This window comes from Halomonas sp. G15, assembly GCF_021282295.1.
In the GTDB taxonomy this organism is placed as follows: Bacteria; Pseudomonadota; Gammaproteobacteria; order Pseudomonadales; family Halomonadaceae; genus Halomonas; species Halomonas alimentaria.
Genome location: NZ_JAJSPA010000044.1, coordinates 15947 through 27915 on the forward strand (window position 1 = coordinate 15947; position 11969 = coordinate 27915).

The window sequence follows — 11969 nt, forward strand, 5'->3', positions numbered from 1 at the left end:
CCTTGTCATCGATGGTGGAAAGGCGGGTGGAGCCGGTGGGGCCAATCACGCCGCTACAGGTAGCGGACGATGGCCTTGAAGTCCTCGATCTGGGCCTTCTGATCCCGGGTCCCGTCGCCGATGGCCGCATCCAGGCAGTGGTCGATGTGATCCTGCACCAGGGTGCGCTTGGCCTGCTGAATCGCCTTCTCCACGGCATGCAGCTGCTGGGCGATGTCCAGGCAGGGGCGACCTTCCTCGATCATCTGGGTGACGCTTTGCAGGTGGCCCCCGGCGCGGTTGAGCCGCTTGATGATGTCGGGGTGGCTCTCGTGGGTATGTGGTGGCATGTTTAGGCTCCCTGTCGTTGTTCCTATCCCCCTAGGGAGGATATTAGGCTCTTGCCGGCAGCGTGCCAATGCCGCCCGTCGCGGCCCGGCACCTGCGCTCCGGTTTCCCTTGTCATCCTGGTTGGCTATTCATGCTCCACCGGCTGCGCCATCGTCTCGGCTACCTGCTCCTGCTGCTGCTCATCGTCCCGGGCCTGGTGCTGACCAGTGCCGGCGAGTCGCGTGCCCATGGGCCGTTGAGCACGGCAGCGAGCGAGGCGGCGTACCAGGCGGTGGAAGGGGAACACCATGGGCACTCCCATGCCAATGTCCATGGCCACGACCACGGGGACGGTCGCCACCTGCATCATGAGAGTGGCAGCCACTTCCACGAGACGGCGGACCGTCTCGCGGCAGGCGTGAGTCTGGCACCGCGCTTCCGTGACGCTTTGCGGATCGGTGCCCGGCACGGCGTCCCGCTGCGCCGCGTCTATCGCCTGGAGCGCCCTCCACGGTCGGTCATCGCTGGATGACCGGGGCCGTCCACCGGACGGCCGATACCCTAGACAGACCCGTGGAGGTTTCATGTTCCCATCCCGAATGGGGGAGGCGTTCGGCGTGCCTGACAAGGCCCGACGCCATGCCCTGACCCTGCTTACGCTGCTGGTGATGCTCCTGGGAGCCAGCGGTGATGCCCTTGCCCATGCCGTCGCCGAAGGCGACAAGGGCTACATCCAGGAGATCTATGGCGTTCACCTGATCTCGTTCGTCTACCTCGGCGCCAAGCACATGGTGACCGGGTACGACCACATCCTGTTTCTGCTGGGGGTGATCTTCTTCCTCTATCGGATGCAGCACATCGCCATCTACGTCAGCCTTTTCGCCATCGGTCACTCCACGACCATGCTGCTGGGGGTGTACTTCAACATCGGCATCAACAGCTACCTCATCGATGCCATCATCGGGCTCTCCGTCGTCTACAAGGCGCTGGACAATATTGGCGCCTACCAGCGCTGGTTCGGCGTTCAGCCCAACACCAAGGCGGCGACGCTGGTCTTCGGCTTCTTCCACGGCTTCGGCCTGTCGACCAAGATCATCGAGTACGAGATCGCCTCGGATGGCCTGCTGGCCAACCTGCTGGCGTTCAACGTCGGGGTGGAGGTCGGCCAGCTGCTGGCCCTGAGTGCCATCCTCATCGTCATGGGCTTCTGGCGTCGCACCGCCGGATTCCTGCGCCACGCCTATACCGCCAACGTCGCCATGATGTGCGCCGGCTTCGTGCTGATCGGCTATCAGCTCACCGGCTATTTCGTCGCCTGATTCAGGGAGTCCACGATGTACAACACCGACCTACCCACCCGTGCTGAGCTGCCTTCGACCGGCAAGCTGATCCGCTCCACCCTGGTGGCCGCCGTGGTGGCCGCCGCCCTGCTGGTGACCGTGGTGCTGCCCGCGGAGTACGCCATCGACCCCACCGGCGCCGGTCGGCTGCTGGGCCTGACCGAGATGGGGGAAATCAAGCAGCAGCTGGCCGAGGAGGCCGAACTCGATCGGGAAGCCTCACAGGCCGCCGCGGACGAGGTGTCGCCGGTTGTCACAGAGCCGGAGCCCCAGGCCGTGGCAGAGAGCCAAGCCACCGACGGCACCTCGCCCGAGGCAACCCCAGAGCAACCGGCGACCGCCTCAACCTCCAGCGGCGCGGCTGCCCCGGCGGCTTCTTCCGAGCCCGCCCAGGATGAACCGCAACCCGAGGCCAGCCAGGCGGTGGCGGAGGCCTCCTCGTCCCAGGAAGAGGCCTCGGAAACTCCCGAGGCAGCGGCCACCTGGCGTGATGAGGTCAGCTTCACCCTGACCCCGGGCGAAGGCACCGAGTACAAGCTGACCATGGAAGAGGGCGCCGTCGCGACGTTCGCCTGGTCGTCCGACGGCGGACCGATCAACTTCGACACCCACGGCGACGGCAACGGCAACTCGATCAGCTACGAGAAGGGCCGTGGCGTGCCCGAGGACGAAGGGGAACTGGAAGCGGCCTTCACCGGGAACCACGGCTGGTTCTTCCGCAATCGCAACGACTACGAGGTAACCGTGGTGCTGCGCATCGGCGGTGACTATGGGGAGCTGAAGCGCATGATGTAAGTCCGGGCATCGCCCACGTCGCCTCGGCCGCCAGGCCGGGGCGACGCTTTTCCTGCCGGTGCTTACCGCACCAAAACGAGCTCTTTACCGAAAGTACGCCCCTACCCTTGCAGCCAGTAGTCGATCCGACTCTCTGGTTTGTCAGTCTAATGATTTCAACTTCACCAGCCTAAGGCGCAGCGCATTGGCGATCACGCTCACCGATGAGAGCGACATCGCCGCGGCGGCGATGATCGGCGACAGCAACATGCCGGTGAAAGGATAGAGGATGCCCGCGGCGATCGGTACGCCCGCGGCGTTGTAGACGAAGGCAAAGAACAGGTTCTGGCGGATGTTGCGCATGGTGGCCCGCGACAGCCGATGCGCCTCGACGATACCGGTCAGGTCACCGCGCAGCAGGGTTACGCCGGCGCTCTCGATGGCCACGTCGGTGCCGGTGCCCATGGCGATGCCCACGTCGGCGGTGGCCAGGGCGGGGGCGTCGTTGACGCCGTCGCCGGCCATCACCACCACGCGCCCCTCATCGCGCAGGCGCTGCACCACGCGACCCTTGTCCTCGGGCAGCACCTCAGCCTCCACCTCGTCGATGCCCAGGCGGCGCGCCACCGCCTCGGCGGAGGTGCGGTTGTCGCCGGTGAGCATGACCACGCGAATGCCATCCGCCTGCAGCGCACGAATGGCCGCCTCGGTGGTCTCCTTGACCGGGTCGGCGATGGCCAGCAGGCCCGCCAGGCGGCCATCCACCGCGGCGAAGATCACGGTGGCGCCGTCGCCGCGCAGCCGATCGGCCTCCTCAGCTTGCTCCGAGAGGTCTACCCCTTCGCTCTCCATCAGCAGGCGATTGCCGAGCGCGATGTGGTAGCCGTCGATCTGCCCGGTCACCCCCTTGCCGTTAGGGGCGTCGAACTCCGTGGCCTCCGAGAGCGTCACGTCATCGTCCTTGGCCTTGTCGACGATCGCCTGGGCGAGGGGGTGTTCGCTGCCGCGCTCAAGCCCCGCGGCCAGTCGCAGGAGTTCCTGAGCGTCGAAACCTTCGGCCGGGCGCAATTCGGTGACCCGCGGCTTGCCCTCGGTCAGGGTGCCGGTCTTGTCGACCACCACGGTGTCGACCTTCTCCAGGCGCTCCAGCGCCTCGGCGTCGCGGATCAGCACGCCGGCCTGGTCGCCGCGTCCCACACCGACCATGATCGACATGGGAGTGGCTAGCCCCAGGGCACAAGGGCAGGCGATGATCAGTACACTGACCGCGGCGATCAGGCCGAAGGCCATGGGTGGCGCGGGCCCCCACAGCGACCAGGCGATGAAGGCCACCACGGCCACCAGGATCACCGCCGGCACGAAGACGCCGGCCACCTTGTCGGCCAGCCCCTGGATGGGCGCCCGGCTGCGCTGCGCGCTGGCCACCATCTGCACGATCTGCGACAGCATGGTGTCGCGGCCCACCTTGTCGGCACGCATGATGAACGAGCCCTGGCCGTTGATGCTGCCGCCAATTACGCTATTGCCGGCTTCCTTGCGCACCGCCAGCGGCTCGCCGGTGACCATCGACTCGTCGATGTTGGAGCGCCCCTCCAGCACCTCGCCATCCAGCGGCACCTTGTCGCCGGGGCGCACGCGCAGGCGATCGCCCACCTGGACCTTGTCGAGGGAGACTTCCTCTTCCTGGTTCTCGTCATCGAGGCGTCGCGCGGTGGCCGGGGCCAGGTCGAGCAGGGCGCGGATTGCCCCGGAGGTCTTCTCCCGGGCACGCAGCTCCAGCACCTGTCCGAGCAGCACCAGCACCACGATCACCGCCGCCGCCTCGAAGTAGACCGCCACCGAGCCGTCGGTCTGGCGGAAGGTCTCGGGGAAGATGCCCGGCACGATGGTCGCCAGCAGGCTGTAGACCAGCGCCGCCCCGGTGCCGATGGCGATCAGGGTGAACATGTTGAGGCTGCGGCGCATGATGGAGCGCCAGCCGCGCACGAAGAAGGGCCTGCCCGCCCAGACCACCACCGGCGTGGCGAGCAGCAGCTGGATCCAGTTCGAGACTTGGGGGGCGATCAGGTGATCGAGGCCGAACACATGGCCGCCCATTTCCAGCACCAGCACCGGCAGTGCCAGGGCCAGCCCGATCCAGAAGCGCCGCGTCATGTCCTTGAGCTCCTCGGAGGGCCCGGACTCGGCGGAGACCGTCTCGGGCTCCAGGGCCATGCCGCAGATGGGGCAGTCGCCCGGCCCCTCCTGGCGGATCTCGGGGTGCATCGGGCAGGTGTAGATCGTGCCGGGCGGCGCTTGCTCGGCCGGTGTGTCGTCGCCCTGCAGGTAGGCGTCAGGGTCCCCTTCGAACTTCTGCTGGCACCTGGCCGAGCAGAAGTACCAGGTCTTTCCAGCGTGTGAGGCGCGGTGGTCGGTATGGTGAGGATCGACCGTCATCCCGCAGACGGGGTCCGTGACCTCATGGGTGTGGTCCTGTGTCATGCTCCATCCTCCCTGCTGTGGCTGCCACTCGCGTCGTGCGAATGAACATGGTGGTCGGTGTCCTGGGCGGATCGCCGGGAAAGAAAGGCGTATTCCGCCACCAGGATGACGGCCATCGCGGCGGCGGCAACGTAGAGCACCAGCGGGTCGGTGGTGGCCTTGACCCAGAGGAAGCCTGCCAGCACCACCAGGTCGAGGGCGATCGCGGTCAGCAGGATGGCCGGGCGGGCCGCCACCGCATCGCGTAGATGCCGCAACACCCCCCAGTGAATGGCGATATCCATCACCAGATAGAAGATGATGCCGAGTGCCGCGATGCGGCTCAGGTCGAAGAACGCCGTCAGCAGCAGGCCGAGCACGATGGTATAGACCAAGGTGTGCTTCTGGATGCTGCCGGGCATATGGAAATGGCGATGGGGCACCAGCTTCATCTCGGTCAGCATCGCCAGCATCCGCGATACCGCGAAGACGCTGGCGATGATGCCACCTGCCGTGGCCAGCATGGCGAGCAGGACGGTGAACCAGACGGCGGCCTCCCCCAGCGCAGGGCGTGCAGCCGCGGCCAGCGAGTAGTCCTTGGTCGCGATGATCTCCGTCAGCGACAGGTTGCTGGCGACGGCGAGGCCCACCAGCGCATAGATCACCACGCACAGGGCGATCGAGACGATGATGGCCCGGCCGACGTTACGGTGGGGATCGCGGATCTCGGCCCCGCTGTTGGTGATGGTGGTGAACCCCTTGAAGGCCAGGATGCCGAGCGCGGTGGCCCCCAGGAACCCGGAGACGCCGGGCGCCGGCGCCTCGGCCGTGGCCCGGATACCGATGGTGTCGGCCACCAGCACGCCCACCACGCCGAACAGGATGATGCCACCGATCTTGATGACCCCCAGCACCGACGCCACGCCCTGGATCAGCTTGTTGGCGGAGAGGTTGATGAGGAAGGCGGCGATCAGCAGGCCGACACCCAGCGCCGGCACCAGCAGCGACCGGTTACCCCCATCGAACAGCTCCAGGGTATAGGAGCCGAAGGTCCTCGCCAGGAAGCTCTGGGCGATCACCATGGAGAAGTACATCAGCAGCGCATGGAAGGCCGTGGGCAGGGTGGGCCCATAGGCCTTGTGAAGGTACATGCCGATGCCACCAGCCGAAGGATAGGCATTGGACATCTTGACGTAGGAGTAGGCGCTGAAGCCGACGATCATGGCCGCCGAGAGGAAGGCCAGGGGAAACAGCTCGCCGGTCATCTCGGCCATCTGTCCGGTCAGCGCGAAGATTCCGGCACCGATCATTACCCCGGTTCCCAGGGCGATGGCCCCGACAAGGCTAAGGCTGTTCTTCTGGTACTGGGGCGACCTGTCCATGCATCTCCTTGCGTGTCGGCCTTGGTGATGGGGAAGTGATCTGCTGGGCGCGGTTGGCCATCGGCAATGTGATCACTCCTCATCCTAGAGCCCTTGTGTAACCCAAGGGTCAATCGGCACCCCTCGCCATCATCAAGGTCAATGACAGCTCCAGGGCTTCTGCTTGGCATTGTCCTTCACGTTCTGGTCGATGAAGCGGTAATAGTCCTCCTTGATCCGGTTCCAACGTCCGGCGCCGATGTCTACGCCATGGCGTGCCAGTACCACCTCGATATCATCGATACACAATCGCTTGGCATCGTAGGCAAGGTGGAGTTTGCGATGTTCCGGGTCGTAGGACACGCGGTCGAGGCCACGCAGCGCGTCGATCTCGGTTACCGCCGCCGCGATATGCCCTGATGGACCGGGTGTTAGCTTCAGCGAGCGAGTGACCAGTGACGCTTGTGAAACGCCGGGGCGGTGATCGTGATGTGACATGCTCCACCTCCGTTCTCTACTAGCCGTGGTTCAGTTATCGTCGTCTTTGTCGTGACGGCCACCGTGGTGGCGGTGCAGGAAGAGATGCATCAGGGGGCAGGCGAGCAGCAGCAGCGGCAACGCCTGATAGAGGTGCAATCGATGGCCGGTCACCAGCAGGTAGCCGCCCACCGCGAGGATGCCCGCCAGCGGTAGCCAGACCATCATCAGGCGGTGTTGTGCTCTCTTCTCCATGGCGACCTCCCGGTGGGTTGGCGTGTGAGTGGAGTCGTGTCGGCGTCAAGTCGATGGTCGGCTCGTTCTGGCCACCGCATCGAGCGGGTCTCGGCGCTGGGCTGCGAGCAGCAGGAGCAGTCCAGTCGCCACCATCGGCAGGGACAGCAGCTGCCCCATGGTGAGCCAATCGAAGGCGACGAAGCCCAGCTGGGGGTCGGGCAGGCGCACGAACTCGACCGCGAAGCGAAAGGTGCCGTAGAGCACCAGGAAGAGCCCCGAGACGATGCCGCGTCGGCGCGGTCGGGTGGAGACCCACCACAGCACGACGAACAGCACCACGCCCTCCAGGGCAAACTCATAGAGAGCGGACGGATGGCGGGGCGCCGAACCCAGCCCCATCATGGGCGGAAAGACCATCGCCCAGGGGACGTCGCTCACGCGCCCGGGTAGCTCGTGGTTGATGAAGTTGCCCAGTCGCCCGGCCGCCAGGCCGATCGGTACCAGCGGCGCGATGAAATCGGTCAGCTGGAGGAAGTCCAGGCGATGGCGGCGAGCGAACCACCAGGCGGCAACCAGCACGCCGGCAAGGCCACCATGAAAGCTCATGCCGCCTTCCCACAGCATGAACGGCCACAGCGGATCGGCCGCCAGCTGATCGAGACCGTAGAAGAGCACGTACCCCAGTCGACCGCCGAGGATGATCCCCACCGCGCCGCAGAAGATCAGGTCGCCGATATCGTCATGGGTGAGGCCTAGCCGGTGGGCGCGCCGCCTGCCCAGCCACCATGCCGCGGCTAATCCCACCACGTACATCAGCCCATACCAGTGGATGCGCAGGGGGCCGACCGCCAGTGCCACCGGGTCGATCTGAGGGTAGGGGATCATGCGTCGCTCCTGTGATGTGTCTGACCATCGCCGGTGGCCCGGCAACGGTTCCTGTTACCGCCAGTGTGGCGACGCTGTCTGAATCCAGGCTGAACGCCATGGCCGAGACGATTGACACGGATCAACCCAGGCTCGGATCGCCAAAGACGACGACGCCACCAGGCGGTGGCGTCGGTCGCGAGACCGATTCGTGGCTCAGAACATCAGCCTGGCCCCGGCGACGACGCCGGTATCCTCGGTGGGGTCGCCATGGTGGCGGGCGATGTCCGCGGTATCGCCGTATTGTTTTTGCCAGTAGGCGCCGACATAGGGCGCGAATCGCCGCGACACTTCGTAGCCCAGGCGCATGCCGACGCGAACCGAGTTGAGCCCCTCGCCGACGCCGAACGCTTCGGCCTCGCTGGCGGCCACGGCGATCTCGGTACGCGGCTGCAGGTAAAGCCGCTGGGTCAGGCGCAGGTCGTACTCGCCCTCGAAACTGGCCGAGACGTCGCCTTCGTCGCTGACCTGAAACGCCAGGTCGGTCTCGATGCCGTAGGGCATCACGCCCTGCAGGCCGATCACCCCATAGCCACGTTCGGCGTGATCATCGGAGAAGACCCCACCCTGGTAACCGATACCGCCCTGCAGCTCCCAGAAATCGGCGATCAGCCGGCTGTAGAGCAGCTCCAGGGATTCGAACTCGGCATCCTCGCCATCGCCCTGGACGTTCTCGCCCTCGGACTTCACATAGACCCGGTTGATGTCCCCGCCGTACCAGGCCTGGAAGTCCCAGACCAATTCCTCATGACCCTTGTCGGGCACGGCATATTCAAGACGGTCGAACAGCGCCATGGCCATGTTGTGCTTGGCCATGGGGGCGGGCCAGTCCGCCGGCGCATCATAGCCATCCTCTGCCAGGGCGACGGAGAGCGGGAGCGTGGCCAGCAGGGCACCGGCCGCGATCATCGGGATTCTGGTGTTCATGCCTTCTCCTTACGAGACCTTGACGACCCGGAACATGCCGGCATCCATGTGATAGAGCAGGTGGCAGTGGAAGGCCCAGCTGCCCTCGGCGTCGGCGGTGATCAGCGCCGAGACGCGCTCGCCGGGCTTGATGTTCAGGGTGTGCTTGCGCGGTATCAGCTCACCCTGGCCGTTCTCCAGCTCCATCCACATGCCGTGAAGGTGGATGGGGTGCTCCATCATCGTCTCGTTGACCAGGATCAGGCGCAGGCGCTCGTCCTTCTCGAAGTGGATGGGGCCGGTCACCTCGCTGAACTTCTTGCCGTCGAAGGACCACATGTAGCGTTCCATGTTGCCGGTCAGGCGCAGCTCCAGCTCGCGGCCCGGAATACGACGATCAGGCCAGGGGGTGAAGGCCTTGAGGTCGCGGTAGACCAGGGTGCGACGCGCCTCCGGGTCGATGCCGATACCAGCCTGGCCATAGCGGGAACCCGGCTGGGCCTCGCCGGGGGCGAGCATGCCTGCCTCATCTTCGCCATCACTCGGCTCCCTGCCACCGGCGTCGCCCATTCCCTCCATCGCGGAGTGGTCCGTGCCCTCCATCTCGGAATGGTCCGTGCCCTCTGTCTCGGCATGATCCATGCTCCCCATCTCATCAGCTTCGTTCATGTCCTCCATGCCGGCGTGATCCATGCCGCCCATGTCATGGGCGCCCATGGCCTCCATGCCGCGGTCGGCGATCCTGCGCCGCTCGGGAATCTCGGCCGCCATGCCCTCGCGCGGTGCCAGGGTGGCACGCGCGTAGCCGCTGCGATCCATCGACTCGGCGAAGATCGTGTAGGCCGTATCGTCTTCCGGGGCCACCAGTACGTCGTAGGTCTCGGCCACCGCGATGCGGAATTCGTCGACCGGCACCGGCTGCACCGGCTGGCCGTCGGCCGCTACCACGGTCATCTTCAGGCCGGGGATGCGCACGTCGAAGTAGCTCATCGCCGAGCCGTTGATCACCCGCAGGCGGATCCGCTCGCCGGCCTTGAACAGCGCCGTCCAGTTCTCCTCGGGGGAATGGCCATTGAGCAGGTAGGTGTAGGTGCTGCCGGTGACGTCGGCGATGTCGCGGGAGCTCATGCGCATCTTCGCCCACATGCCGCGCATTTCCGCCGTCGCCGCGAAGCCTTTCTCGCGCACGTCGGCGAAGAAGTCGGCGATGGTGCGCTCCTGGAAGTTGTAGTACCCCTCGGCGGTCTTGAGGTTGCGGAACACCGTCATGGGATCCTCGAAGGTCCAGTCGGTGAGCAGCAGCACGTGCTCGCGGTCGTAGCGGAAGGGCTCGCGCTCGGCGGCATCGATGATCAGCGGACCGGCATGGCCGAGCTGCTCCTGCAGGCCGGAGTGGCTGTGGTACCAGTAGGTGCCGTTCTGGCGCACCGGGAAACGGTAGGTGAAGGTCTCGCCGGGGGCGATACCCGGGAAGCTCACCCCGGGGACGCCATCCTGGTCGGGCGGCAGTATCAGGCCATGCCAGTGGATGGAGGTCGGCTCATCGAGCAGGTTGGTCACCCTGAGCACGGCATCCTGGCCCTCCTTGAGCCGGATCATCGGCCCGGGGCTCTCGCCGTTGATGGTGTAGGGCAGGGCCGCCTGACCATCGATCTCAAGCGACTCGCGACGGATGGCAAGCGCCACCTCGGGGCCTTCCTCGACTCCCTTGGCGTAGACATTGGTCTGCCCCCATGGATCGGCCCAGGCCGGGCGCAGGCCAAGGGCAGCCGCCGAGCCGATGCCCAGGGCAGCACCCCCCTTGAGCAGCCGCCGGCGCGACAGCGGCTGCGTAATGACGCTGGAACGTGCCATGTATGACTCCCGTCGATGTTGGAAGGCGACATCATGACGGGGCAAGCTGAATCGGGCCTGAAAAGGTCAGGTTACGCAGCGTCCAGCGTGAAGGGCGCGTGAATCTCCACACTCAGACCGCCCAGTGCGCTATGCCCGAAGCGGACCTTCCCGGCATAGCGCTTCAGTAGCTGGTTCAGGATCGACAGGCCCAGGCCATAGCCGGGATGCGCCTCGTCCAGGCGCCACCCGCGCTCACCGAGACGAGCGAGATCATCCTCTGCGACTCCGGGACCATCATCCTCGACGCGCAGGGTAAGGCCACCCTGAAGGCCTATCTCGCAGTGAACCTCCTGATTCGCCCATTTGCCGGCATTGTCGAGCACGATACCGATCATCTCCGACAGGTCCTGAGACTCGATGGGAATGCGCTGTCCGGTGCCTTCGGCTATCTCCAGGGTGAAGCGCTTGGCCGGGTAGAGGGTTCGGAACATCTCGATCAGTCGGTTGGCGTCGCGACACGGATCGGCAAGGCGCCCGGCATTGGGACCCGCGATGCGCGAGCGGCGAAGTTCGACATCGAGCTGAGCGTGAATCTCCTCCAGGCGCTCCACCAGGCGTTGGCGCCGCGCGGCATCGATGGGTCGGGAGCCGCGCAGCACCTGAATGACCGCGGCCAGGGGTGTCTTCAGCGCGTGGGAGAGGTTAGCAACCGACTCTCGGGAGCGCTGCAGGCGGCCATCGATCTCGTCCATGAAGCGGTTGAGCTGCCCGACCAGGCTGTCGAGCTCGGAGGGGACATCCAGTGAGAGGCGGTCGCGCTTGCCGGCCTGCAACTCACCGAGCTGGTGGCGCAGCCGTGACAGCGGCACCATGCCCCGACTGACGGCCAGCAGGTTGAGCACCACCAGCAGGAGCAGCAGGCTGGCGGCGATGCCACCGACCCACCAGTGCAGACGATGAAGGCCCGCCTCGACCTGGGAGAAATCTTCGCCGATCAGCAGCACCCCCTGTTGGTCGTCGAGGGTGAAGGGCTGGCGGAAGACCAGCAGGTGCTGTCCCGCCTCACGCACCTCGGCCAGCGACTCGTCGCTGGACAGCAGAGGCAACAGCGCCTGCTGCCAGCGTGGGTGAGAGGCCGAGACCTCATCGCCCAGGCGCAGCACATAGAGGTGATGGAAAATCTCGAAGCCGCGGCTGGCAGAGTCCAGGACTCGGGCGCAGGGAAAACGCATGAAAAACCGCTCTACGACGGGCTTCGTAGCGCTTTACCAGTAGGAGCTAATGTGGTCATCTAACGGCTTTTGCTCATGGATGACCCGATGCTTACACCGTCCCTTATGCACCA

General features: G+C 65.8%; 12 protein-coding genes. 3 read left to right on the plus strand and 9 right to left on the minus strand.

All coding sequences use genetic code 11. The features are described 5' to 3' along the window. Positions 1-53 precede the first annotated feature (53 nt). Entirely contained in the window at positions 54-329 is a 276-nt protein-coding gene (locus LWH48_RS15735; protein WP_232913291.1) for a metal-sensing transcriptional repressor, read from the minus strand. A 131-nt stretch (positions 330-460) separates the two neighbouring features. Here LWH48_RS15735 and LWH48_RS15740 point away from each other — a divergent pair, with 131 nt between their 5' ends. Genes LWH48_RS15740 through LWH48_RS15750 form a run of 3 tightly spaced genes read left to right on the plus strand, consistent with a single transcriptional unit; the run spans position 461 to position 2444 of the window. Next, entirely contained in the window at positions 461-841 is a 381-nt protein-coding gene (locus LWH48_RS15740) for a hypothetical protein (protein ID WP_232913292.1), read from the plus strand. A gap of 52 nt (positions 842-893) precedes the next feature. Then, on the plus strand, positions 894-1628 hold the full coding sequence (locus tag LWH48_RS15745) for a HupE/UreJ family protein (RefSeq protein ID WP_232913293.1): 735 nt from the start codon (positions 894-896) through the stop codon (positions 1626-1628). A gap of 15 nt (positions 1629-1643) precedes the next feature. Beyond that, positions 1644-2444, plus strand: a complete 801-nt coding sequence (locus LWH48_RS15750; protein WP_232913294.1) for a hypothetical protein — start codon at positions 1644-1646, stop codon at positions 2442-2444. Between the two features lie 141 nt (positions 2445-2585). Here LWH48_RS15750 and LWH48_RS15755 read toward each other — a convergent pair whose 3' ends face one another. From LWH48_RS15755 to LWH48_RS15790, 8 genes are all read right to left on the minus strand, one after another. Then, positions 2586-4904 carry a heavy metal translocating P-type ATPase gene (locus LWH48_RS15755; RefSeq protein WP_232913295.1) on the minus strand — a complete coding sequence of 773 codons (2319 nt, stop codon included), beginning with the start codon at positions 4902-4904 and terminating at the stop codon, positions 2586-2588. Beyond that, complete coding sequence (locus LWH48_RS15760; RefSeq protein WP_232913296.1) at positions 4901-6265, minus strand: APC family permease; 1365 nt, start codon at positions 6263-6265, stop codon at positions 4901-4903. The genes LWH48_RS15755 and LWH48_RS15760 overlap by 4 nt, the downstream gene beginning before the upstream one ends. Positions 6266-6403: 138 nt before the next feature. Continuing rightward, positions 6404-6742, minus strand: a complete 339-nt coding sequence (locus LWH48_RS15765) for a cation transporter (protein WP_161432712.1) — start codon at positions 6740-6742, stop codon at positions 6404-6406. A gap of 30 nt (positions 6743-6772) precedes the next feature. Next, positions 6773-6976 (minus strand): DUF2933 domain-containing protein, encoded by a 204-nt coding sequence (locus LWH48_RS18320; protein WP_075369349.1) that lies wholly within the window; start codon positions 6974-6976, stop codon positions 6773-6775. A gap of 45 nt (positions 6977-7021) precedes the next feature. Beyond that, positions 7022-7843 (minus strand): prolipoprotein diacylglyceryl transferase, encoded by an 822-nt coding sequence (gene lgt, locus LWH48_RS15775; RefSeq protein ID WP_232913297.1) that lies wholly within the window; start codon positions 7841-7843, stop codon positions 7022-7024. Positions 7844-8038: 195 nt separating this feature from the next. Beyond that, positions 8039-8791, minus strand: a complete 753-nt coding sequence (locus tag LWH48_RS15780) for a copper resistance protein B (protein ID WP_442908322.1) — start codon at positions 8789-8791, stop codon at positions 8039-8041. Between the two features lie 27 nt (positions 8792-8818). Further along, positions 8819-10642 (minus strand): copper resistance system multicopper oxidase, encoded by a 1824-nt coding sequence (locus tag LWH48_RS15785; protein WP_232913299.1) that lies wholly within the window; start codon positions 10640-10642, stop codon positions 8819-8821. 71 nt (positions 10643-10713) lie between these two features. Next, entirely contained in the window at positions 10714-11856 is a 1143-nt protein-coding gene (locus LWH48_RS15790; RefSeq protein ID WP_232913300.1) for a sensor histidine kinase, read from the minus strand. Between the last annotated feature and the right edge of the window lie 113 nt (positions 11857-11969).